Origin of the sequence: Helicobacter sp. MIT 11-5569 (assembly GCF_000765695.2) — a bacterium.
GTDB lineage: Bacteria > Campylobacterota > Campylobacteria > Campylobacterales > Helicobacteraceae > Helicobacter_D.
Window position 1 is genome coordinate 99,595 of the sequence record NZ_JRPB02000005.1, and the last position, 23,088, is coordinate 122,682.

Below are 23,088 nucleotides of genomic sequence, written 5' to 3' on the forward strand. Positions count from 1 at the left end.
TTAAAAATTTTTAGTTCTTATTGTTAAGGGTAAAATATTCTAAAAAAGCTTTTTTTAGCTCATCTAATGTTTTATATCTCTCATTTATATTGCCATTTGTTCCTTTATCTAAAAAATCATATTGTTGTTTTCCACAATTAATTTTGCCTGTTAGCACAAAGAATAAAATGCGAGTTAGAGCAAAGATTTCATGATGTGTAGCATAGTTATCAAAACCTACTTTAGATAAATCTGAATAATCATTAAATGAGCCTTTGATTTCTGTATTTTCACTTGTTAGCTCACTATTTGGTATTTTAACCAATCCAAAATCAGAAATTTTTACCACCAACACATCATCATATTTCTTTAATAGAATATTGTTTGGGCTAATATCTCTATGCAGTAAGTTTTGATTAAAAATATATTCAAAAGCCTTAATGATTTGTAAGCCTATATTTTTTCTATCTTCATAAGTTAATTTTGAGTTATTTTCATCAATATATTTTTTAAGAGTAATATCAATATATTCCATAATATACTCATTTTTTTGCTCATCAAATGAATAAACCTCTAAAATATAAGGGCTTTTTAATTGTTTCATTGTATTGAACTCTAGCCTAAATCTTTCTAGCTCCTTTTTATCTAATTCATTTTTTGCTCGTTTTAATACAAAATTTGTATTATAAAAATTATCTTTATATTTAAATACTTTAGCATAAGAGCCTTCACCAATTAATTTTAAACTAACTGATATTGTGGGATTACTAGGAGTTTCTGTAACTATTCCAAGCTGAAAAATAGGAATTTCATAATAAACTTCTATTTTCTCCATACCAATAGGAATCTCACTACCTCCAGAATCTTCTAAAAATTTTAAGCATTCATTAAATAATCCTAGATAGTTTGATTCTATTTTAAAGCAATAAGAACTATCTTTAAGTTGTTTCTCAAGTCTTTGTGAAACTTCTATGGCTTTTTTTAAAATTCTGCTGTTTTGAGCCCAATAATGTCTATTGCTTGTTTTTGTAGCAGGAAGTCTATTATTCATTGCTTTAAAACAACTAATAATATCTGCATGGAGTGTTGAGAAAATAATTTGCAATCTGTTATTATTAATATTTTTGTATAAATTTTTATATTCATTATTTAATCTCTCCCCCAATTCTTTTTCGGCAGAAACTATCGCATTAAGAATATGGTTCATTACTTCATCTCCACAATTTTTATTTCTTCATTAGTAAGATTATAGAGTTTATACACTAAATTATCAATTTCAGATTCTAGCTTACTTGTGTTAGTAGTGGAATCTTTGGCTTTGATTGATAGGATTTTATCTACCAAAGCGACAATAGAATCTGCGATTTGTTGGTTAGATTTGGTGATTTTTACAATCGGGAGTTTTTCTATAAATTGTTTTATCCAACGAAACGCACCCTCTCCCAAACTTGAAGCAATTTGTTGCATATAAAAATAAATAAGCCTAGAATTCAATAAAGCACAAAGATATTTATCATCTGTGGGGATAAAATAGCAAGTTTGATTAATGTAATATCCTTTATCATCATATACAAAACAAGGGGTATTTGTCATTTCAGCCCATATGATTTTCCCTTGATATTGTCTATGAGAATCCCTCATAAAAGATTCTAATAAGCGATAAATACTATTCATTATTTCTGCCCCCCCCCCCGCTACTTGCAAATTCAGATTCAATTAAATTAATCTCATCATCATTTAAATCATAGATTTGATAAATTAAAGAATCAAGGCGGGATTCTAACTTGCTCGTATCGCTTGAAGAATCTTGCTTTTTGCATTTTAAAATCTCTTTTACATAATCTATAATTTCTTGATGTATTTGCTTATCAATCTTTGTAGATTGTGGAATAGGGAATCTCTCTACATATTGATTAGACAATAAAAATCCTTTGTCAGAATACAAATGCCCGATATTTTTAAAATAATAAAAAATTGCTTTTGAGTTTAGGAAACCTAAAAGATAGTGCAATTCTTTTAAAGAATAATGCGTTAAAAAAGCCATAGAATCAAGCAAATAATAATCAGATTCTAAAACAAAGCTAGGCTTTTGCGTAACGCGTTGCCAAGAAATCTTTGCCCCTTTTTCTACACAAGGCAGTTTTAACCCCTCGCAGAATCTAAAGGCTTCCCCAAGTCCAGATTCAAAATTTTCACATAGAATCTTCACTGAATCAAGGTATTTAGATTCTATACTAGAGAGGAGCAATAAAGCAAGTATCAATGCTCTATATTTGCCCCCCCCCCCCGCTAATAATTGCTATCTCTTCATTGCTTAAATTATAGAGTGCATAAACTTTTGTATCAAGCTCATTTTCTAGCTCTTTGCTGCTTTTGCCTTGCTTTTTATTATCAATGATTTGCTGCACTAATGTTATAAATTCTTTCTCTTGTTCTTCGCTAATTTTAGGAATTGGGAGCTTTTCTAAAAATGCCTTTTTGTAGCGATAGCCATTCTCTCCTAGTCCTCCTCCTGCGTAAAATTCTTTAAAAGCAAAGGTTGCGAGTTTAGAGTGCAAAATGCCTAGCAAATATTCTAAATTGCTATGAAAATTTTCATTACCTGTTAAAATAAAGCTTGTCGCTTCCGCATAGAAATGCCCAAACTTAAATTCTCCATTATCCAAATAAAATTGTGGCTCACGCACGATTTCACTATACACAATCTTTTCCTTGGCAAATTCAGGCAAATATGCACAATTCCTAAGATTATAAGGAGTAATTCCTTTATCATCTCTATCAAAAAGCCCTTTACCCTTTCCTTTGTGCTTTTTGCCTATCTCATCAAAATATGCTTTTAAAGTAGGATACTCTTCTATATCAATAGGTGGGATTTTGATTTTGTCTTTTGCTGATTCTTCAGTCGCTAACGCTCTTTCAGAATGACAAGAAGCGGAAGCATTTTTAGATGAAATTTTGGGGTTGTGCAGACTTTTTGAAGTGAGGCTAGATACAGCATCTGCCGAGCAAGAAAAGTCAAATCTCCCCGAAATTTCGCTAAAAGGCAACGCGTCTTTACTATACCCATTATGGGTATTGATTATCCACAATCCTGCCCATTCATAAGAATACCTTTTAATATCCTTGCCACGCAAAATAGGTTTAATAATTTGCTCTGTGCGTTGCTTTTCAGTCAAAAATATGGTGTTGTTTTTAAGGTCTATTTTGTTATTTTGAGAATTTTTAACAAGGGGGAGGGGCTTAAATCTTGAGGTCGCTCCCTCCCCCTTATTGAGCCCCCGCCCCGACACCGATCTCAAGGACGCACTATCGTGCAATTTATTATTATCGCAGTGAAGACTTGCTTCACTGCTAGATTCTAAATTCTCATCATATTCACTTAGAGAATAGGGAAGTAAGCTATCTTTGCTATCATCACACTTTGCTAGTATCTCCTCTCTTTTAGCAGAATCTATAATAAAGGCTTCGTTGTAGCCTGTTAAGATTCCACGATAGATATTAATATCCCAATCTTTAAGCGGTGTGCCAATTTTTTCAATCTTTGCTTTGAGTTTTAAAGAATCTTGATTACCAAAGATAAAGGCTTGCGGTTTTAGGCTATTTTGAGGGATTTCAATAAAGTTTGGAGATAGGGGCTTATTGTCTTTGGGGTTATAATTTTTAGGATTAGCAAAGTTTAAGGCGTGGTTTGCTTTTGCCTTAGATTTGCTAAATTCTAAAATACTTGTATCCACAGTGGCAGATTCAAAGACTTTTACACCATTTAAGTCAAGATAATAATGTATTGTCGTGCTATCAAGCAAAAATTGACGCAAAGGCTCGCCATATCCCGCTCTGCACCATTTATTGCTTGTGATGAAGCTTAGGATTCCGCCTTGTTTTAGAATCTTATAACCTTGCTCGTAAAAGTAGGTGTAAATATCGCTTGTGCCTTTGTAAATGCTAAAAGCCTTTTGCAAATGAGGCTTTAAATGCTTGATTTCTTCTTGTCTTATATAAGGCGGATTGCCAATGACTAAATCAAATCCCAAAAAGTCGCCATTGTTATCTAACACTTCAGGAAATGCAAACCGCCATTCAAAAGTTTCTTGCTTATCAAAATTTTTATAAATCCCCATAAGTTTTAAGAGATTTTCTAACTGCTTTTGTGGAATCTCTCTTTGTGTTTGTCTCTCAAAATTTACGCTTTTGTGAAAGTCAAAAAATTCTACATAAGATTCTATATCAAATCTCGTTTGTTCCTCTAAATTTCTAAGATTAATATAGCCATATTGTTGGAAAAAATATTCAAGCTCTTGATGGAAATTAATATATTCATCGCAATTTCGTTTAAAAAGTTCGCAAAGATATTGGTAAGATTCTTCATATTTTTGCTTATAAATTCTTGAGGCTTGTTTGTCGTTTTCGTTTTTATAGAATTCCACATTTTCGCGCATTTCTTGGAATTTAATTTGCGCCTTTTTCTTTGTATCTTTGATTTGGGATTCCAAACTTTCGCGCAAAAACAAATCTTGCTCTTCCTGTGCTTTGAGCAATCGCTCTTGCAAATTTTGTGTGAAATTTTCTAAAGTAAGATTTGTATCAATGTTTGAAATCAAACTATTCCCACACTTAATATTAATATCAATATTTGGCAGGGTTTGGAGTTTGTGGGTTTTGGAATCTTTAGCACTAGAGAAGTTTAGATAATACGCATTTTTAAGCAGTTCAATCCAAAGCCTAAGTCTTGCGATATTGCAAGATTTGTCGTTAATATCTACTCCAAAGAGATTGTTTTCAATAATGGATTTTTTGAGATTAAAAAGGGTAATTTGTATTTGGTGATTCTCATCATCAAAACGTTTGTAAGTAAAATTTTCATTGTTTTTAGTCGTTAAATAAATCTCATCATCTTTAATTTCTAAATCTTTATATCCAAAGCCAAGAAGCCCTAATGCGTGATAAATGCCTATCATTTCATTAAGGGCTGAAACAAGAAAATGCCCACTGCCTACGCTTGGGTCGCAGATTTTGATAGAGTTTAGAATCTCTTTTGCTCTTTTTTCTGTGTGAGCAAAATCTCTATCAATTTGTTTGCGCAAATCTTGCAAGTTTGTAACTTGCCAATTAAATTCTGTATTAAATTTTTCACATACGATTTTTGTTAGTGAAACTTTACACATATAGCTTGTGATAAAATTTGGGGTGTAGAAGCTACCTTCTTTATAGCCATTAAGTTTTTCAAACATTGCTCCTAACACGCTGGAGCTAATGAGTTTATCGCTTGGAGTATCATTATTTGCCTTGCCAAAGTCAAAACAAGCCAAAAAGTCAAAGAGATAGGCAAGGAATCTCTCCTTTTTGTCTTTTGCATAGTTTGTTTGGGTTGTGTCAAAAGGAAAAATCTCCAAATCATCATCAAGCATATTTAAATCTAAAGTTTCTTGGCTGTCTTTGTTAAAAAGTGAGGAGTTAAGATAAGGCAAGAAATTAAAGCCTTTATCGGTTTTTCTAGTTTCATAATCTTTTGCCAAAACTTCAAAAAAGAGATGCGCTAGAGTATCAAAGCTTGTAATTTTTTTAGGTATTAGAAATTTCAATTCTTCATCAGAATCATTAAAATGTAGTAAATTTGCTTCAATGAGTTTGAGAAACAAAATGCGATTAAGCCATATAATGAGATGGCTCATTGTGGCTTCAAAAAGATAATCATCACTACTTTGCGGGAATTTTTGGCTTAGTTTCTCAAGGATATGTTTGGCAAAGCTAACTTTTTGGGTTTGGTCAATTTGGATAAGAATCTTGCCTTTGTCGTTAGATTCTTTGAGCCCTAAAATATGCAAGAGCTCGTTATAAAATCTAGGATTTAGCGCATTAGAATCCCTTTGGAATTCATTATGCAAAAAATCTCTATTTAGGATTTTGGCGGCAAAACTTAAATGTTTATCATTACGCAAATCAAAATATGTGCCTTGCAGTGTAGTATTAAAAATATCTCCCTCCAAATCCCCGCCAAATTTTGCATTTAGAATCTTTGATACCTCATTGTAAAATTCTTTTTGGTTGTCAATATTGCTATTTTTATTTTTCTTTAGTTCTTGATATGCGTTAAGAATTTGCTTATTTTGGTAAAAATATCTTTTAAACTCTCCTGCTCTAAAAATAAAAAAGTGATAAAAATCAGTAATGATGATATAATGCACACTCGCATTTCTCATAAGGCTTTGATTCTCGCCCTCGCGCTCCCGCAAATAATACAAAATGCACTCATGCAAGGCTTCGCAATTTGGATTTTGTGGGCTAAACATTTTGGTTTTATTATCTGGCTTTTTGGCTTCAATGATGATTTCAACTTGAGAACTTTTAAGTAAAGCACAATCAATCTCGCTATTGCCTTTTTGCTTATAGGCAGCTTGTGCGTGGAATCCTAAGCTTTGCAAAAAAGGCTTAAGAGCTTCGCTCACAATGGCTTTTTCATTTTGGGCTTTGTGCGCGTCAAGGGATTCCAAATATCTCGCAACTTCTTGTTTAAAGGATTCTATATTTTGGGGTTTAGAATCTGCATAGTCTCTATTTTGGAGTGCTAAAAATTCTTTTAAAGGAATGTTTTGAAATTCTAGGGACATTTTGCGCCTTTGGCTTGTTTTTGCGCATTATAGCATTATTTAGCAAGCTGTTTTACTTTTTAAATTCCTTAGCCTTTTAGATAGTTTTCACTTGCACACTACACTAAGTCTTGCGCTACAAGCTCGGTTAATAAATTGGTGCTTTATATTTATCTTTCAAATGGCTTATTAAACGAACCAATTTCAATCAGATTCCCTTCAGGATCTGCAATATAGCATGTCCTTTGCCCCCATTCCTGCGTTGTTGGCTCAAGAACTGAAGTTGCTCCTTTTGCTATAACTTCTTTGTATTTTTCATCAACCTCATCAAAAGTATCAACATATAAAGCAATTTCATAATGACCATTAAGACCTTTTATGTATTCATATTTTTTACTTGTCATTTTTTCAAAATTTTCTCTACCAAAGAACATAAATAATGTGCCATCTTTTATTAAATGCACATTATTGCTATCTTCGCTTTCCTTGATTTCAAAACTCAACACATCTCTATAAAATCGTATCATTTTGCCCATATCATTTACAAACAAGCCAAAGCCATCTAGCCTCATCTATGCCTCCACAAACATTTGATGCAATTTTACCACACTTTTTGCTAAAAGAGCTTAATAGAATAACTCCCTTACCCCTTGACAAACACCAAGTGTTAGGCTTTATAATGCCAATTTTAAATTTCAAAAGGAGAAATAATGAAAAATCATTCTTTGCTTATTTCCACTTTAATGTTTGGTGTTTTTGCGCTTCTAACAATGGAACTTGGGGCAATGGGCATTATCCCAATCATTGCTGAAGTTTATCAAATCAGTGTAGCTGATGCGGGTTGGGTTGTGAGCATTTTTGCACTCATTGTTGCTTTTTCTGCACCCATTTTGCCACTTCTTGTTGCAAAATATGATGCCAAAAAGGTGATGATTCTATGCTTGTTTGTTTTTGCGGCTAGCTCTCTTCTTGCAGCATTTTGCAGTGATTTTATTGTGTTGCTTATCTTGCGTGCAATCCCTGCGTTTTTTCACCCTATCTATTGCGCACTTGCCTTTAGTGTCGCTGCAAACTCTGTTTCACACGACCAAGCCCCAAAAGCAACAAGCAAAATTTTTATGGCTGTTTCGGCAGGTATGACGCTTGGTGTCCCGCTAACAAGCTATATTGCAAGCAACACAAATCTTATGATTCCATTTGTCTTTTTTGCTGTGCTCAATGCGCTTGCACTACTTGCCACACTTATTTTTATTCCCTCATCAAAACAAACACAAAAAGCCTCACAAAAAGACCAATTTGCAACACTCGCTAAGCCTATTGTGTGGGTTTGTGCGCTTGTGGTGATAGCGTTTAATGGTGCTATGTTTGGCTTTTATAGCTATATGAGTGAGTTTTTGCTCAATATCTCACAACTTGGCTTTGATATTATTAGCGCGCTATTATTAGTCTATGGCTTGAGTAATGTTGTGGGCAATTCCATTGCGGGCAAGGCTCTTGTGAGTATTCCCAATGCCACACTAAGAATCGTGCCACTGGCACTTATTGCGCTTTATATTGCGTTGTTTTTGGGTGGCAATGTATGGCAATTTGCAGCGGCAATATTAGTCGTGCTTGGAATCGTTGCTGGTGTGGGTAATAGTATGAGCCATTTTGTTATGACACAACCCTTGCCACATGCCAAAGAGCTTGCCAATGGACTATTTATCAGTGCAGGAAATATTGGCGTAACGCTTGGGACAGCACTTTGTGGGCTATTTATCTCACTCAATGGTTCGCGTTTTTCTGTGCTTGCTGCTGTGCTTTTGAGTATTCTTGGCATTTGTTTATTGCTTGCAAGACAACAACTCTTAGCACAAAAAGATGAGAAATAGACTCCCTTGCCTCTTGACAAACACTAGGTATCAGGTTTTATAATGGTATTTTACTTTGACAAGGAGCAAAAATGCACAACACAAACCGCCTAAAACTTCTCAAATCCCTTGTTTTGGGAATCTCTCTAGGCGCTATGCCACATTTTGCATTTGGACATTTTGAATTCAAAATGCAGTTGATTGCACGCAAGGAAGTGATTATTGAAAGGATTTTGAAAGTCTATAAGTTGTAGCAAGACACCCCGCGTTTCACCCTCAATAGTGATTTCAAGCTTTATCCCTTGTGTGAGATACGCACTGCATTTGGCATTAGATTCTAAAAGTTCCTCATTTTCTAGAGCTTTAAGCTTAGCTAATGCTTCATTAATAAGCCTCTCTTGCGTTTCTAGGGGGAGATAGGGCATTTTAGAATCTGCATTAAAATTAATCCCAAAATTAATTCTATGCATAGATTCTCTAAACTCATTTTCTAATATCCACGCATTGCCCTTGCGCTCCAAATCTTTAGCATTTTTATATTCATAACCAAGCGTTGCTAAACCCTCTAAGAGTAAGGATTCTATGGTTGCTTCGTTGAGTTTATGGGGCATTTGTGTCCTTTTAGTTTTTATTGTTTTTTCCCAATTGTAATATTAAATATTTATAGAAGCATCTCTTATAAGTTACAAATTAATATCATTGTTGCTATTTTTGTGTGACACTAACGCTAGTTTCATCTTTAAATGGATTATTATAGTCAAATAAAGAAATTTCATCACTTTGTGTAATAGGCGTCATCTTGTCTATCTCATCTTTTAATATTACAGGATATTTTTTAAAAAGACTTTTAATCTCGTTGCAAGATAACCATTCATTATTCCATAATGATATTTTATCTTTTTTTCCTGCAAAAATGTCAGCCACTCTTTGACAAATAGATTCGGTAAAATTTTTATAATCAATATTTTTTTGCTTGATAATAGCTCTTTGTAACCAAATTTGCATATATGAATTATTGTAAATTTTTTCAAGTTTTTGTATTGCCTTGTTAATAAAACTTTTTTTCTTTATTTCAACAAATAAAATTCCTAAAATTGCCATTGCAAGTGGATATATTCTTGGATTTAATGAAACTATATCTATTAGAATAGCAACCAAAATTTCTTTATTTTCTTTGTCCTTCGTTTTAAACAAGTATTTATATTGTTCATTACTTCCATTTGATTTTTCTTTATATTTCTGATTTAAGTCTTTTAATAATTTATCTAAAGCCTTAGTAAGTGTCCCGCTATTTTCATATTCTAAAGAAAATTGGTGCAAAACCAAAAGTTGTTTTTGCAAGGTATTTTGTTCCTTTAAAATCGGCTCTACAAAAAGCCATTCTAATTTATCTTTTTTGATAGAACTTTGGATAACATTTTGTGAAGCAATTGTTTTGCTTGGGTTGAGTTTTAAGCCAGTCTCTGCAAGAATTTCTGATAAGTTTTTTAATATCGTTTCTGCATTTTGTGGATTATTCACAAAAATTTTATAATCATCTCTATACCTTATGATTTTAAAATCCTTATTTTTAATTTTCTTTTCATTTCTCATTTTTTTAGTCAATAGATTATCAATATATGCTAAAATAATTTCTACAATAAAATCCATTAATACTGAACCTTGAGGGATTCCATTTGTTTGCCCATAGGACATTTTTCTAATATATTTATCAATTTTATTACCCAATAAGTCATCATTCTTTTTTTCTTTTGCTATTTCTTTATTGTGTAAAGCCCAAGCAATAGAATGTGTATAAATAGATGGATAAAAATTAGTTATATCTGTATGAAATAAATAATTAAATTCTAAACTATATTTTATTGAATCTTGTTCGATACGATTCCACCATTGTAATACTTGTTCCGCTTTATTGGATTTTTTTGTTTCCGATATAATGGGAATACTAAAACATTGCACAAAACTTTTACTATTAAGTTCTTTGAATCTTTTTTGAATATTATTCCAATTTTCTTCTTGTGTGATTTCCCTAACAAGAAAAACATATAATACAGGATTTATTAATTCAAAAGGACGCCAATCATATTTAGCATTTTTGTTGTTAAATAATTTATAATTTACATTTTCGCAATTTTCAATCTTTTTGTTTGAGCAAATTCCATTAAGTTCATATTTCTCAGTTTGAATCTTATCATTAATTACATTGAGCAAAGGACAAAATTTTATATAGGGTGGCAAATCAAAATTGCAATAACTTTCTTCTTGTAAGAAAAATTCTCTAGCTTCTTCAGCATTAATTTTTAAAATATTTTTTACTTTATCTCTCAACATTTCCTCACTCAAATATCTTCCTCAACACCAAATCCCGCATTTGTTGCAAGTTTAAAATCTCTTTTGTATTGTGTGATATTCTATCAAAATACACTTTTAGATTTATTGTTTTCAAATATTCTTTATTAGGTTTAATTATTGGATAATTGGCTATATCATTTTTATTAATGTGTTGTTGTGCTCCACCTGTTTGATTCAAAATAATTTTATCAATATTAAACTTTATCCATAGATATAAAAATTCACTTGAAAACTCAAGATTTGGAATAATTCCTACCACTGATTGATTCGCACAAGAATCAGTTTCAAGCAAACTGACTTGTCCTAAAGTTGCTCCTGTGATAGCCACAACCACACTGCCTTTAGGTAAAAGTTTTGTATTAGATTTTTGCAAACCTAATTTGGTAATATATTTTGTAGGACTTATGATTCTAAATTTATTAATTTCTCCTGAATTAATCCAAGCAATATCGCCTCCCAAATACTCACTTTTTGCAGTATTTGGAGTTACGTCTAATTCTATTTCTTACATAATCCCCCAACTTCCCTATTTCCCATTTATCTTTATTCGTATTTTTGCTTGTAAAAAGTGAATTTTGTAGATTCTCTATAAACTTATGGCGGAAGAGGGTTAGGACTAAGGATTCTAAGGTTTTGTTTTGCCACGTAAGTAAATCAATCTTATCATCAAAACTACTTAGAATCTCCGCAATTTGGTTTTGGATAGGTAGGGGTGGGAGACTTAGAATAAAATCTTGTAAAACATCAATTTGCACTCTTTCTCTGCCTGAGCTCCATGTCATTGATTTAATGGCAGTTTTTCTAAATCTTTCACTTCTTGCTAAATAATATAAAAAGTGCTTATTGCTTATATCTTTCTTTTCTCTTAAAACAATAAATTCTGTTGAACCAAATGCTATTTCATTATTTTGCAGAAAATCCACAAATGCAGTTTTGCCATTTTCTAAGCAAGGAGTGATTCTTGCTAGGAGTGTATCTCCATTTCTAAATTTACTTCCACCCTTAAAGGATTCCAAACCATAAGAATAAATTTTTTTATTGAATGGCTCTAAATTGTCCATAGAAACCTTTTTGTAGGGGATATTTTTTTGTAAAGATTCTTTGGGATTAAACTCCACAACCTCCCCCAACCTTACTTCTTTCCATTGCTGTTTATGGGGAGGGATTCAAAAAAATTTGGCTTAAATTTTTGATTCATTACTTTCCTTTTGGGATTGTAAAAGAGATTCCATTATTAACGCTCCATTTTATTTATTGTTTTTGCTTGATTTAATAAATTTATGGTATAATTTTAGCTCATTCACGGCGGTGCTTTACCGCCATTTCATATCCACTATTTACATACTTGCTTATCTCATCATCAAAACAATCAAGCATATCATCTAAAAACTTTTCAATTTTATGTGTTTCTATGCCAACTAAAATCTTTGTCTGTCCAAATAATAGGCAAGTGGAAAGTCTAGGTGTGCCATTGGTGTTTTGTTTGAATAGATTTTCAAAATGAAAGGCTCTGTTGCGGATTGTGCGGAATAGTGAATAGGCTATCTCTACTTTTTGATAGTTTCTCATCTTGTCTTTTTTATTAAATGATGAGTAATCTTTAAAGTTTATATGCGTTAAGTCAATGAGTTTATTATGTATTTTAGTGCATTTCATTAAGCTACACCAAAAGCCTAGTGTCTGCGTGGAGATGAAGTGATTATCCTCTAAATCAAGCAAAGCGGCAATTTTGTTTCTTGTGATAATCTCCAAAAGCCCTATTTTAAAGCTCAAATGACTGATAAGCAAAAAATTCTCATAATGCTGTTTTGGGTTTTTATAACTTTGTAGCCTTTTTTGTGAAAAGAGTTTATGCTGTTTTGCTATATCCACTATATTCCTTTTTAGAATCCAAATTATTATTTTATATATTCCCACGATTTTTAAAACTTGTATTAGAATAATTATACTACAATTCTAGCAGTTCAGAGGGCTAACCTGCCAAAAGTGCGGGGAACTCTTCAGTGAGAGGCTACTCTGAATTTCTTTTTTAACATTTGATACTTCTTTTTTCTTTCAATGAATTTTAAAATTATCATTTTTTATACACTTCCCCGCGAGAATCTGCCTTGTAGGCATAGATGATTAGAATCTTATCTTCTCTTATTTCATAGAGGATTCTATATTTACCTATTCTTAAGTAATAGTGGTTTTCATAGCCTTGCATCTTTTTGGTATCTTGTGTGTTGTTGTAGGGATTTTGTGCGATAAGCTCCAAAGCACTAAGGATTTTAGGTGCTAAGTCGCGATGTTTAAGCAAAAACTTCTCTATATCTTTGCTATATTCTAAAATACTGCTCATAGTCCAAACTTTCGCTTTAGCTCTTCGTGGCTTATTGTCTCGCCTCTTTCTAGCTCTTTTAACGCCTTTTTGTAGGCTTTTTCATCTTCTTTTGTCCAAATCGTATCAGGGTCAATACTACTTGTTATGCTAAAGGGAATCTCGCCGGTTTTGAGCACTTTTGCTGCAAACATTCTAAAGGCTGTCCCCATATCTAGCCCCATATCTTTAAGCATTGCTTCTAGCACTTCTTTGTCGTTACTATCCATTCTAAATTGCACAACTGAAGTCATTTTCTATCCTTTTGTATGGTTTTGTATTATTTTGTAAGTAATTGTAGCATAAATTAGCTATTTTTTCACTTCCGCTCATAAGTGCTAGGTTGGCTAGAATCTTTGCATTCAGGGCTTACTCCTCTTCTATCTGCTCTGTAAGCTCTGCTTTAAGACGCATAAACTCACTTGCAAAGTCAAATTCTTACTCACTATCTGCTAATCCCACATAACGCCCGGGAGTGAGGACAAATCCAAGCTTGGCTATCTCCTGCTTGCTCGCACTTTTGCAAAAGCCCTTAATATCATCAATATTTCCTTGATGGCTCTGCACAAAGGCTTCACTTTGCACAAACATGCCTCCACTTCCAAAGCATAGGTCAAACACGCGCCCACCAAATGGCTCAAGCATTGTAACTAATAACTCTACAACACTCTTTTTGGCATAGACTTTGGGCAAAACACCTTTTAGGCTTTTGTTTTCTTGCTCTAAACTTTGCATTGCAGAATCAAGTATAACGCCGATATTGCTTTGTTTGGCATTTTGCATAATATAATCCCAACGCGATTTTAGCGGGACAAAAAACGCATTGCGTGCAAGATATTCATCTTTGTCTTCCACATCTCCACCCTCATTTTGCACCTCTTCAAAGGTGCTTTGGTATCTATCGCCAATGTATTTTAAGAAAACTAGCCCTAAGACAATATGCTTATATTCTGCTGCGTCTATGTTTTTGCGGAGTTTATCTGCAGCAATAAAAAGAGTTTGTTCAAGAGATTTTGCCATAGTATTCCTTGTGCGACTTAAAGATTTAAGTATTGTAGCATAGGCATTGTTAAGCAACTTTATATTGTAAATTTTTTCTCTCAAACGATTCCACAAGTAATTTTTAATTCCTGAAAAAGCAAAAAATACAAGCAAAATTTACAAATCGTAACACAAAAGTTATAGAAGTTACATTTACTAACCACTATACTTTAAAGTTAAAATTTTATTATGTTAATATTAAAGCTATTCTAATATCAAAAAATTCTTAATGGATTATAAACAATGTGGAATCCTATTAAAACTTTTTCAAATTTAAGCATTATTGTAAAATTAAGTCTGCTTGTATCGTTGTCGATTATTTTTGTTATTTCGCTTGGAAATATATGGAGTTACCTGTATTTAAAAGAATATAATTTAGAATCCATAGAGAACACTCAAAGAGAAATCAATACTAATACACTCAAGGCATTAGAATTTTATTTCAATACACAGCAAGTTGCCTTGCAGGCTTTAAGAAAAGAAATTGTAGAGAATCCAAACTTAAGTGATAAAGAAATTATCAACCTGCTTGAGCTTTTTAGGGTAGGAAAAGATTTGGATTTATTGTATATCGGACTTGATAAGAGTATTAAAAATATTCGTTCTAATGGCAAGATTCTATCTTTAGAGACAAACTATGATGTGCGCGAAAGAGGTTGGTATAAATTTGCAAAGAATAAAACTAGTCAAGGTGAAATAGAGTTTGGCATAACAACTCCTTACAAAGATAGTAGCGGAAATATTAGCGTAAGTTATGTTTTGCCAATGTATCGAGATGGAGAGTTTATCGGCGTTATCGCGAGTGATGATAATTTAAGCAAATTAAGCAATCTCTTAGAAGTTGGAAAGACAAAAGTTGGCACCACAAATGTTTATGATAGCGATGGCACAATTGTATTTCATACTGAACAAGACAAAGTTTTAAGCAAGAATACTTTGAGTGAGAATATTGCTAAGAGTTTGCAAACAAATCCCGGATTAACTAATGGAACATTGTTTGAAGTCGTAGATAATGAGAAAGAATTAAGCGAAGTAATTTGCAGCAATATCGCAAAAACAAATTTTGTAGCTTGTTCTATAGTTAAAAAAGATTTTTACTACAAAGAACTTAGAAACAATCTCGTGCGTCAAGTTATCAGCGGAGGCATAGGAATCTTAATAGCTTTGTCGCTTGTTACCATTGTATTATTTTATATTCTTTCACCACTTAAAAAACTTCAATGGGGGATTCAAAACTTCTTTGATTATTTAAATTTTAAGCGTAAAGATATTGCGAAAAATCCCATTATTGCCGATGATGAAATAGGAAAAATTACTGAAAAAATCAATGATGGTATTGAGCAAACCAAACAAAGATACCAGCAAGAAGAAGTTATGCTTAAAGAAACGATTCAAGTTTGCCAAGATATAGAGCAAGGCATTCTCTCCTCAAGGATTACTGCGATTCCAAATAACCCAAATTTATTAAATTTGCAAAAAAATTTTAATTTATTTTTAGATATTTTAGAAAAAAAGATTGGCTCGAATTTTAATCTCATCTCTGAAATTTTAGACTGCTATAAAAATTCTAATTTTACCGCAAAAGTGCAAAATGAAAAAGGAGAAATGGAAGTCAATATTAACGCTTTAGGAATTGAAATTTCTAAAATGCTAAACCAAAGAAAAGAATTTGCAAATCTTCTTAATGAAAAAGCTAGAAAACATTGTTAAAGTTTTATCTAATAATTCTACTTCTCAAAACGAAGAATTAGACAAAACGGCAGAAATTTTAAATGATATTACGCTCTCAATGCAGCAAATTGGAACCAAAGCCGATGATGTCATTCACCAAAGTGGTGGTATTAAAGACGTCATTACTATGATTGGTGATATAGCAAATCAAACGAATCTTCTAGCGTTAAATGCAGCTATTGAAGCAGCAAGAGCAGGAGAAGCTGGACGTGGATTTGCTGTAGTTTCTGAAGAGGTTAGAAAACTAGCAGAAAAAACACAAAAATCTCTAATAGAGATTGAGACAAACACTAATGTGTTGATTCAATCTATCAATGATATGGCATCAACCTTACAGGAGAAAATTATCAATATCACCAAAACTAATGAAAGTATCTCGAATATCAATACAGAAATTCATAGCAATATACAATTTATTCGTGAAACTGATACTATCTCAAGTAGCATCAAAACCATTGCCACAGATATTTTAGAAGACATCAAGAAAAAGCAATTTTAACTTAAAGATGAAGTATAATTTAGCTATAATACTTCATTTGGGATTCTTTTATGCGATTTCATCATAAAACACTCTTTCAAACTACACAAGCCCCTAGCCGTATGATTTTTGGGCATATTCTTGCACTTTTGACCATGATTGTTTGGGGGGCTACTTTTAGCTCTACCAAGACACTTTTAGAGGATTTTTTAGCAAGTGAGATTCTTCTATTTCGCTTCTTTGTTGCTTTTTTATTTTTGCTACTTTTGCGCCCAAAAGCTTTAGAATTTCGCGGAATCAAAGCAGAGATTCTGCTTGTGCTTTGTGGGCTTAGCGGGGGTTGTTTGTATTTTTTATTAGAAAATATTGCACTTTATTTTACGACTGCTTCTAATGCGAGTGTGCTTGTTTCTATTAATCCGATTTTCACAGGAATTTTAGGGTTTTTGCTGCTTAAAAAACCTTTGAGCCGATATTTTTTATGGGGATTCCTTTTAGCAAGTGTTGGAATCGTTTTTGTCATTTTTCGTGGGGAATTTTCTGTAACACTCTCTCCACTTGGAGATATGCTTTGTTTGCTTGCTGGTGTTGTTTGGTCGTTTTATACGATTATTTTGGATAAAGTTTTTATTCTCTTTAAAGGACAAAGCCATCTACTCATCACGCGCAAAGTGTTTTTTTATGGAATCATTTTTACTTTACCTTTTGCGATTTTTGGCACATTTGAAAGAGGAGATTTTCCACTTCATCGCTTCGTAGAGATTCCAAACTTATTAAATCTTTTGTTTTTGGGGTTTGTCGCATCGGCTTTGTGCTATCTAAGCTGGAATGCAACAATGAAAATTTTAGGCATTTACAAAGCAAGTGCCTATATCTACACGATTCCGCTTTTTGGAGTGTTAAGCGCGGTTTTGAGCTTGGGTGAAACGTTAGATAGTTATATTATTATTGGTGGGATTTTGATTTTGCTTGGGCTTGTGCTATCCCAAAAATAATTTGGATTCCACAAAATTTAAGACAAACTTTTATAATACTCCCCCCATTGTTCCAAACTTTCAATCACACTTTTAAGGCTAAGTCCTAGCTCTGTAAGGCGATATTCTACTCTAGGCGGGACTTCGGCATAAACTTTACGCGTAATAAGTTTGACATCTTCAAGCTCACGCAGATTTTGTGTCAAAACCTTTTGTGAAATATTTTGGTTTTTGGTGGCACTAATTGACTTTTTGAGCTCGCCAAAACGCATTGTTCCATTTAGTAAATCGCGAATAATTAAAAGCTTCCATTTGTTGCCAACGAGATTAAGCGTTGTTTCCACTGGACAAAGAGAATGATAAAATGTATTCTTTTGTGTCATATTTTTTCCAAAATTCTAAATTATGAAAAAAATTATAACACAAAAATCCACATATATCACAATAGTTTCAAAAAGAATACTATATAATAAAAAAATCCCTACTTGATTTTTAGGTCTTAGTGTGTCAAAATACTATTTTACAAATTACACATTGGGCAACACCCAAAAAGGAGAAAAAATGAAACTTTCAAGACGCAAATTTATCCAAAGCACAGCAATTTTAGGAATCGCTGGCATTTTTGGACTAAATATCGCAGAAGCGACAAGTAAAGACGCAAGTCGCACAAATTTTAACAAAGGAGCAACAATGAAAATAGCAGTTTTAGCAGCAAGCGGTAGAGTAGGCAAACTCATCACTAATGAGGCACTTAGTAAGGGTTATGTAGTGAGCGCATTTGTGCGAGATAGCAAAAAGCTCACACCAAAGCCAAACCTTAGCATTATCCAAAAAGATATTTTTAGTCTAAATGCTAACGATTTGCAAGGTTTTAATGTGATTATAGATTGTTTTGGTGAGTGGAAAGAGCTTAGTTTGCACAAAAAACACATACAACATCTTGTCAAGATTCTAGCGGGTAACAAGGCGAAATTCCTTGTCGTTGGTGGAGCAGGTAGCCTATATATGGATAAAACACACACAACAAGACTTATGGACACACCAAATTTCCCAGCTGAATATATGGGGGTGGCAAATGCAACGGCTGAAGTTTTGGGCGTTTTGCGCAAGGTTTCAGATATTAATTGGGTCTATGTCTGCCCACCAGCAGAATTTGTCTTTGATGCACCCAAAAGTGGCAAATATAAGATTATTGGTGAAGAATTTGAAGTGAATAACAAGGGAGAGAGTAAAGCAAGCTATGCTGATTATGCAAGTGCAATGCTTGAGATTGCAAGAGATTCTCAATATAGCAAGCAACGCGTTGGTGTGATAGGGCTATAATTCTATATACCAATAATTAACATTAAGGAGAAAAGATGAAAACAACCCTTTTGCTTCAAGCACAATACAATAAGTTTGCAAACACAAATATGTTTGCGACATTGCAAAAAGCACCCAAAGAGGTGCTATATAAAGACCGCGGGCTTTATTATGGTAGCATTATGCAAACTGCCGAACATAACCTATGCGGTGCGATTAGCATTACTTTGAGGAAATTTAGCGCGTTTAGCACGCAAAAACTTAGCGGACTAGATGAGATTTTTGGCTATGTAACGCCTGAAATGAAATTGCAAAGTGATATTTATAATGACATTAGCGCATTTGCAGCTTTACAAGAAAAAGTGGATAGCAAGATTATCGAACTTATTGAATCTATTGATGATTTTGAAAAGATTGAAACTTTGGCTTTTCCGGGCATAGAATTTAAAAAGTTGCGTGGATTTTTAATTCTTGCACTTCTTAACCATTCTATCCATCATCGTGGGCAAATTGCTGGCGCGCTTGATTGTCTAAAAATTGAAAATGATTTTAATGGTATGTTAGGAATGCAGTAATTTGTATGCTATATTTTGTTGAAGTGCATAGAAAAATTTAACAATATTGTATAATTTACTTTGCAAAATTCTTTAAAATTATAGGCTTAAAACAGCAGTGATTATGCTTAGGACTACTCTTGCCAAACATGCTTTGCAAGTGGAAAAGGAAAAAGATGAACATTTTAGAAGAATTTTTCACACTCAATAATGGCGTAAAAATCCCAAAAATCGGACTTGGAACTTGGGAGATTGAAGATAATAATGTAGAAAATGTAATAAAAGAAGCATTAGAGATTGGCTACCGACATATTGATACTGCGCAAAGCTATGGCAATGAACGCGGAGTAGGCGCAAGCGTGTGTGAAGCTATGCAAAAAAGTGGAATCGCGAGAGATAAACTCTTTATCACAAGCAAAATTAGAGCAGAATACAAAGACAAAAAGAGCGCGGCGGATTCCATTGATACTTCGCTAAAAACAATGGGGCTTGATTATCTTGACCTAATGTTAATCCATAGCCCACAGCCTTGGAAAAGCTTTCGAAATGGGGATTATTTTAGTGAAAATGTAGAAGTCTTTTCCGCGCTTGAAGACGCCCAAAAATCAGGCAAACTTCGCGCTATTGGTGTGAGTAACTTTCTTAAAAAAGACCTAGAAAATATCTTTAAACATTGCTCTATCAAGCCTGCGGTTAATCAGATTCTAACTCACATTGGCAACACACCTTTTGAATTAATAGAGTTTTGCAAATCCCAAAATGTGCTTGTTGAGGCATATTCACCTATTGCACATGGGGAGCTTTTGAAAAATAGCAAGATTATTGAAATGGCAAAGAAATATAATGTAACTCCCGCACAACTTTGTATCGCCTACACACTTGCAATCGGCACTTTACCCTTGCCAAAGAGTAAAACACCAAAATATATCAAAGAAAATACAGAGATAAATTTCACGCTTTCAAACGAAGATTTGGAATCTCTAAAAAAGATTGATTTTAAAGATTATGGCGAACACTCTCGCTTCTATGTTTTTGGCGGGAAATAGGGAGAAATAAAGATAAAAAGTAAGGAAAATTATAATCCAGAAAGGATAGAAGTGCCAGATTGGTTTAAACAGCATATTGAGTTAGAATACATTAAATATATTAGCTTCACACACCACGCATTAAATATCAAAAATCTTTGCTTGGGTTCATCGCACGGAAGCTATGGTTTTGCCCCTTGGGATTCCAACACTTTTAATCTTTCAGGAACATCACAAGACCTTTATACCACATATTCTTTGTATCGCTATTGTGCAAACTTACCACTCTTAAAGAATATTTTTGTGTTTTATTCAATATTTTCTCAAGGCTTTGATATGATTAAGGGGAATTCTGCGCATTTTGTTCCACTTTATAAGATTCTTTATAATATTCCTTATAATATGCCCCCCCCCCCGCAAGAGACAGATAATTACCTTAACAATATAGAAATAGCCACTCAAGAATACCTCATAAGTTTCAAATCCCAGCTAAATATCACACAATATAATAACTTTTTAAACTACAATGGACAATCTCTATATCATTTCTTTTTTTCACCAGAAATCACAGGAAAGAGCGAGCCAAACAACATCTTAAGCAAGTATCTTATGGAAATACACAAAATCAATATGTTATTACTATGCAAAAACTAGCAAATCTTTATGGGCATAATTTATTTATTATAATTCCACCTATGCGTGATGACTATAAACAACATATTCCAAATATCCAATACACTCTAAGGCATATATGGCAAATCATCGAGCAATACAAGATTAAAACATTAAACTTTTTTGATGATAAAGATTTTACTAAAGAACATTTTGGTGATACTGATCATTTAAATCAAAAAGGGGCAGATTTACTCACTCAAAAAATTAAAAAATATTGTAATTCTTATTTGATTTCATCAAACCACCCCACAAACATTTAAAAAAACTCTTTATAAAGCAACTGAATTGAGAGTGCAAAACATAAACAAATCACAAAGGGTTTGATGATTTTTGCCCCATGCTTAATCGCCAGCTTTGCCCCAATGCTTGCTCCAATAGCTTGCCCCACGCACATAACCAATCCCAAAACCCATAGCACATTGCCACTAAGAGTAAAAAACAATGTTGAAGCGATGTTGATGCTAAACACAACCCAGCGCGAAGACGCTAGAGCCTTGCTAAGTCCATAACCACCAATGCTTACAAACATTGTCAGCACAAGCGTGCCAATCCCCACACCCAAAAACCCTCCATAGAAGCTTGCCGCAGCGCAAGTGCCATAAAGCAGTGCAATGTGTGGCGACTTTGCGCGGTCTGTGTCGCTGATATTGCGCGAAAACAAAAAATACGCCCCAATGGCAATCATCACAAAAGGCAAGAGCTTGGAGAGAATCCCAGATTCTATAAACTGCACGCTGATTGCCCCAAAGCTTGCAAAAACCACCGCAATGCCAATGCACAGCGAGTTTGTGCGCATATCTACCAAGCCTTGCGCATAATAATGCGCCGCACCAGTAAATGAGCCGACACACGCTTGGAGCTTATTTGTTGCTAATGCAGCAAGGGGATTAAGCCCGCTTGAAAGCAGTAGCGGCATTGTAACCATTCCCGCTCCGCCTGAAATCGAGCCAACAACGCCGCCAAAGACTGACGCAAAAAACAGCACAAAATACCAATACACCGCGATGTTTTCAAAGCTTGGTGTGGCAAAAAACTCTAGCATTTTTGTTCCTTATAGAATCCACAAATTTTGCGCACTTATCCACAAATGCGATATGCCAAAAGGCACGAAAAGTCGTATTCTATTGCGCAAAATAAAGCCAGCTAATCTGCTTTAAGTGCGTATTTGCCACTACCACAACACAAAATACAAAGAGAAATAGCACTATACAAAAACACAAGCTCATTTGAAAACCCACCATGCTCTGTGAGTGTAAAGATATTTGGAAAATGCACAAACAAGATAAATGCAACCGTGCCAAGCACCAAAATCGCTGCAACGCGTGAAAAAACGCCAAGTATTAGCATCAGTGGAGCAGCAAACTCACCAACATACGCAAAATATGCTATAAACTCGGGGATTCCGTGATTTGCAAATGTCGCCTTAACGCCTTCTATGCCATGAAAGATTTTATCAAACCCATGCATAATAAAGCAAACGCCAAGCCCAACTCGGGCAAACAAAAGCCCCAAATCAAAATTTTTATATTTTGTCATGTCATCTCCTTTTATTAAAATACAGCGGTATTATACAATAACAGGGGGGGGGGGCAAGTCAATAGACTTTGGGTAAAACACCTTTAAGGTTTTCTTGTTTGCTAAGAGCGGAATCTAGGCAATTTCATTTTTGCATCATATAATCCGCTAGGTATCCAAAAAAGCTTTGTGAAACTTCAAAATGCCCAAAGCGCAATTTGGACGCATAGCCTTTCCACTCATTATGCTCCCTTGCAATCGCTAACGGGCATTCACGCACAATCGCGCTCCACAAAACATTGCGCCGAAAAGGGAAAAACCCTGCAAACATCTCGACTTGATACACATTCTCATCAGCGATTGTCCCCAAAGCCGTAAATGCTTGATAAGGCGTTTGAGATTCCATACTAAGCTTGGGGCTATAATAGATGATTTTGTCATCTTTGCGCATTTTTTGCAAAGGCGCAGCCTTGCCATGGCAAAGTTGGCAAAACCCGCCAGTTTGCCCTATTTCAATATGATTTTTTGACGCCACACCAATAAAATAACGCATTTTTATCCTTTTTTGAAGTTTTAGTATATTCTCTACAGAAATGATATGAAGCTTCAATTATAATTAAATAATTTTAAAAATTACCAAAAAGTTAAAAATAGAATAATTTTATATTG

24 protein-coding genes and 2 pseudogenes are annotated in these 23,088 nt (G+C 33.8%); 9 read left to right on the top strand and 17 right to left on the bottom strand.

Annotation, left to right across the window (positions count from 1 at the left end):
* Positions 1-10 precede the first annotated feature (10 nt).
* From LS70_RS05875 to LS70_RS05895, 5 genes and pseudogenes are all read right to left on the bottom strand, one after another.
* A complete protein-coding gene (locus tag LS70_RS05875; RefSeq protein WP_034286972.1) occupies positions 11-1,186 on the bottom strand; it encodes a protein kinase family protein in 1,176 nt (391 codons plus the stop codon).
* Positions 1,186-1,653: a TaqI-like C-terminal specificity domain-containing protein gene (locus LS70_RS05880; RefSeq protein ID WP_081949656.1), complete on the bottom strand. Its 468-nt coding sequence runs from the start codon at positions 1,651-1,653 to the stop codon at positions 1,186-1,188. The genes LS70_RS05875 and LS70_RS05880 overlap by 1 nt, the downstream gene beginning before the upstream one ends.
* Positions 1,646-2,242 (bottom strand): TaqI-like C-terminal specificity domain-containing protein, encoded by a 597-nt coding sequence (locus LS70_RS05885; protein WP_138109378.1) that lies wholly within the window; start codon positions 2,240-2,242, stop codon positions 1,646-1,648. The genes LS70_RS05880 and LS70_RS05885 overlap by 8 nt, the downstream gene beginning before the upstream one ends.
* A 199-nt stretch (positions 2,243-2,441) precedes the next feature.
* A pseudogene (locus tag LS70_RS05890) lies at positions 2,442-6,584 on the bottom strand (type IIG restriction enzyme/methyltransferase); the annotation flags it as partial.
* Positions 6,585-6,733: 149 nt separating this feature from the next.
* On the bottom strand, positions 6,734-7,135 hold the full coding sequence (locus LS70_RS05895) for a VOC family protein (RefSeq protein ID WP_034291070.1): 402 nt from the start codon (positions 7,133-7,135) through the stop codon (positions 6,734-6,736).
* Between the two features lie 138 nt (positions 7,136-7,273).
* On the opposite strand from LS70_RS05895, the gene LS70_RS05900 reads away from it, so the two are divergent.
* Positions 7,274-8,434, top strand: coding sequence for an MFS transporter (locus LS70_RS05900; protein ID WP_034291068.1), 1,161 nt, complete (start codon positions 7,274-7,276; stop codon positions 8,432-8,434).
* Between the two features lie 125 nt (positions 8,435-8,559).
* Here LS70_RS05900 and LS70_RS05905 read toward each other — a convergent pair whose 3' ends face one another.
* The 8 genes and pseudogenes from LS70_RS05905 to LS70_RS05940 form a co-directional block, all read right to left on the bottom strand.
* The gene (locus LS70_RS05905) at positions 8,560-9,024 is read right to left on the bottom strand and encodes a type I restriction endonuclease (protein ID WP_034291067.1); all 465 of its coding nucleotides are present in this window, start codon (positions 9,022-9,024) and stop codon (positions 8,560-8,562) included.
* Between the two features lie 94 nt (positions 9,025-9,118).
* Positions 9,119-10,756, bottom strand: a complete 1,638-nt coding sequence (locus LS70_RS05910) for an RNA-directed DNA polymerase (RefSeq protein ID WP_052083452.1) — start codon at positions 10,754-10,756, stop codon at positions 9,119-9,121.
* Positions 10,749-11,225, bottom strand: a complete 477-nt coding sequence (locus tag LS70_RS05915; RefSeq protein WP_052083451.1) for a restriction endonuclease subunit S — start codon at positions 11,223-11,225, stop codon at positions 10,749-10,751. Before LS70_RS05915 ends, LS70_RS05910 begins: the two co-directional genes overlap by 8 nt.
* A 4-nt stretch (positions 11,226-11,229) precedes the next feature.
* The gene (locus LS70_RS05920; protein ID WP_236096447.1) at positions 11,230-11,883 is read right to left on the bottom strand and encodes a restriction endonuclease subunit S; all 654 of its coding nucleotides are present in this window, start codon (positions 11,881-11,883) and stop codon (positions 11,230-11,232) included.
* Between the two features lie 178 nt (positions 11,884-12,061).
* The gene (locus LS70_RS05925; protein ID WP_236096448.1) at positions 12,062-12,637 is read right to left on the bottom strand and encodes an ATPase; all 576 of its coding nucleotides are present in this window, start codon (positions 12,635-12,637) and stop codon (positions 12,062-12,064) included.
* 202 nt (positions 12,638-12,839) lie between these two features.
* A complete protein-coding gene (locus tag LS70_RS05930) occupies positions 12,840-13,106 on the bottom strand; it encodes a type II toxin-antitoxin system RelE family toxin (RefSeq protein WP_034291063.1) in 267 nt (88 codons plus the stop codon).
* Positions 13,103-13,378, bottom strand: a complete 276-nt coding sequence (locus tag LS70_RS05935) for a type II toxin-antitoxin system RelB/DinJ family antitoxin (protein WP_034291061.1) — start codon at positions 13,376-13,378, stop codon at positions 13,103-13,105. The genes LS70_RS05930 and LS70_RS05935 overlap by 4 nt, the downstream gene beginning before the upstream one ends.
* 223 nt (positions 13,379-13,601) lie before the next feature.
* A pseudogene (locus LS70_RS05940) lies at positions 13,602-14,144 on the bottom strand (type I restriction-modification system subunit M N-terminal domain-containing protein); the annotation flags it as partial.
* Between the two features lie 264 nt (positions 14,145-14,408).
* Between LS70_RS05940 and LS70_RS10090 the strand changes: the two are divergent.
* From LS70_RS10090 to LS70_RS05955, 3 genes are read left to right on the top strand one after another with little or no spacing between them, the layout of a single operon-like run.
* Positions 14,409-15,875, top strand: a complete 1,467-nt coding sequence (locus LS70_RS10090; RefSeq protein ID WP_052083449.1) for a cache domain-containing protein — start codon at positions 14,409-14,411, stop codon at positions 15,873-15,875.
* Positions 15,835-16,395 carry a methyl-accepting chemotaxis protein gene (locus LS70_RS10095; protein WP_052083448.1) on the top strand — a complete coding sequence of 187 codons (561 nt, stop codon included), beginning with the start codon at positions 15,835-15,837 and terminating at the stop codon, positions 16,393-16,395. Before LS70_RS10090 ends, LS70_RS10095 begins: the two co-directional genes overlap by 41 nt.
* A gap of 50 nt (positions 16,396-16,445) precedes the next feature.
* Positions 16,446-17,369 carry a DMT family transporter gene (locus tag LS70_RS05955; protein WP_052083447.1) on the top strand — a complete coding sequence of 308 codons (924 nt, stop codon included), beginning with the start codon at positions 16,446-16,448 and terminating at the stop codon, positions 17,367-17,369.
* A gap of 17 nt (positions 17,370-17,386) precedes the next feature.
* Here LS70_RS05955 and rrpB read toward each other — a convergent pair whose 3' ends face one another.
* Entirely contained in the window at positions 17,387-17,731 is a 345-nt protein-coding gene (rrpB, locus tag LS70_RS05960) for a MarR family transcription factor RrpB (protein WP_034291059.1), read from the bottom strand.
* Between the two features lie 307 nt (positions 17,732-18,038).
* Between rrpB and LS70_RS05965 the strand changes: the two genes are divergently transcribed.
* The 5 genes from LS70_RS05965 (at position 18,039) to LS70_RS05985 (ending at position 21,164) form a co-directional block, all read left to right on the top strand.
* A complete protein-coding gene (locus LS70_RS05965) occupies positions 18,039-18,671 on the top strand; it encodes an SDR family oxidoreductase (RefSeq protein ID WP_034291072.1) in 633 nt (210 codons plus the stop codon).
* Between the two features lie 35 nt (positions 18,672-18,706).
* A complete protein-coding gene (locus LS70_RS05970; protein WP_034291057.1) occupies positions 18,707-19,225 on the top strand; it encodes a DinB family protein in 519 nt (172 codons plus the stop codon).
* Between the two features lie 155 nt (positions 19,226-19,380).
* Positions 19,381-20,250: an aldo/keto reductase gene (locus LS70_RS05975; RefSeq protein WP_034291055.1), complete on the top strand. Its 870-nt coding sequence runs from the start codon at positions 19,381-19,383 to the stop codon at positions 20,248-20,250.
* 51 nt (positions 20,251-20,301) lie between these two features.
* Positions 20,302-20,883, top strand: a complete 582-nt coding sequence (locus tag LS70_RS05980) for a hypothetical protein (protein WP_138109381.1) — start codon at positions 20,302-20,304, stop codon at positions 20,881-20,883.
* Positions 20,871-21,164: a hypothetical protein gene (locus LS70_RS05985; protein ID WP_034287739.1), complete on the top strand. Its 294-nt coding sequence runs from the start codon at positions 20,871-20,873 to the stop codon at positions 21,162-21,164. The genes LS70_RS05980 and LS70_RS05985 overlap by 13 nt, the downstream gene beginning before the upstream one ends.
* Here the strand turns inward: LS70_RS05985 and LS70_RS05990 are convergent.
* The 3 genes from LS70_RS05990 to LS70_RS06000 all read right to left on the bottom strand — a co-directional run bounded on the left by LS70_RS05990 (position 21,161) and on the right by LS70_RS06000 (position 22,972).
* Positions 21,161-21,946, bottom strand: a complete 786-nt coding sequence (locus tag LS70_RS05990; RefSeq protein WP_052083310.1) for a TSUP family transporter — start codon at positions 21,944-21,946, stop codon at positions 21,161-21,163. The two genes, LS70_RS05985 and LS70_RS05990, sit on opposite strands and share 4 nt — an antisense overlap.
* Before the next feature lie 101 nt (positions 21,947-22,047).
* Positions 22,048-22,440, bottom strand: a complete 393-nt coding sequence (locus LS70_RS05995) for a DoxX family protein (RefSeq protein ID WP_034287736.1) — start codon at positions 22,438-22,440, stop codon at positions 22,048-22,050.
* 124 nt (positions 22,441-22,564) lie between these two features.
* Positions 22,565-22,972 carry an EVE domain-containing protein gene (locus LS70_RS06000; RefSeq protein WP_034287733.1) on the bottom strand — a complete coding sequence of 136 codons (408 nt, stop codon included), beginning with the start codon at positions 22,970-22,972 and terminating at the stop codon, positions 22,565-22,567.
* Positions 22,973-23,088 lie beyond the last annotated feature (116 nt).

Bases quoted from the DNA above. Each gene is read 5' to 3' on its own strand.
- LS70_RS05905 (WP_034291067.1), bottom strand. From the start codon at position 9,024: ATGCCCCATAAACTCAACGAAGCAACCATAGAATCCTTACTCTTAGAG.
- LS70_RS05995 (WP_034287736.1), bottom strand. From the start codon at position 22,440: ATGACAAAATATAAAAATTTTGATTTGGGGCTTTTGTTTGCCCGAGTT.
- LS70_RS05985 (WP_034287739.1), top strand. From the start codon at position 20,871: ATGCAAAAACTAGCAAATCTTTATGGGCATAATTTATTTATTATAATT.
- rrpB (WP_034291059.1), bottom strand. From the start codon at position 17,731: ATGACACAAAAGAATACATTTTATCATTCTCTTTGTCCAGTGGAAACA.
- LS70_RS05880 (WP_081949656.1), bottom strand. From the start codon at position 1,653: ATGAATAGTATTTATCGCTTATTAGAATCTTTTATGAGGGATTCTCAT.
- LS70_RS05895 (WP_034291070.1), bottom strand. From the start codon at position 7,135: ATGAGGCTAGATGGCTTTGGCTTGTTTGTAAATGATATGGGCAAAATG.
- LS70_RS10090 (WP_052083449.1), top strand. From the start codon at position 14,409: ATGTGGAATCCTATTAAAACTTTTTCAAATTTAAGCATTATTGTAAAA.
- LS70_RS05875 (WP_034286972.1), bottom strand. From the start codon at position 1,186: ATGAACCATATTCTTAATGCGATAGTTTCTGCCGAAAAAGAATTGGGG.
- LS70_RS05965 (WP_034291072.1), top strand. From the start codon at position 18,039: ATGAAAATAGCAGTTTTAGCAGCAAGCGGTAGAGTAGGCAAACTCATC.
- LS70_RS05935 (WP_034291061.1), bottom strand. From the start codon at position 13,378: ATGACTTCAGTTGTGCAATTTAGAATGGATAGTAACGACAAAGAAGTG.
- LS70_RS05900 (WP_034291068.1), top strand. From the start codon at position 7,274: ATGAAAAATCATTCTTTGCTTATTTCCACTTTAATGTTTGGTGTTTTT.
- LS70_RS05955 (WP_052083447.1), top strand. From the start codon at position 16,446: ATGCGATTTCATCATAAAACACTCTTTCAAACTACACAAGCCCCTAGC.
- LS70_RS05930 (WP_034291063.1), bottom strand. From the start codon at position 13,106: ATGAGCAGTATTTTAGAATATAGCAAAGATATAGAGAAGTTTTTGCTT.
- LS70_RS05990 (WP_052083310.1), bottom strand. From the start codon at position 21,946: ATGCTAGAGTTTTTTGCCACACCAAGCTTTGAAAACATCGCGGTGTAT.
- LS70_RS06000 (WP_034287733.1), bottom strand. From the start codon at position 22,972: ATGCGTTATTTTATTGGTGTGGCGTCAAAAAATCATATTGAAATAGGG.
- LS70_RS05970 (WP_034291057.1), top strand. From the start codon at position 18,707: ATGAAAACAACCCTTTTGCTTCAAGCACAATACAATAAGTTTGCAAAC.
- LS70_RS05975 (WP_034291055.1), top strand. From the start codon at position 19,381: ATGAACATTTTAGAAGAATTTTTCACACTCAATAATGGCGTAAAAATC.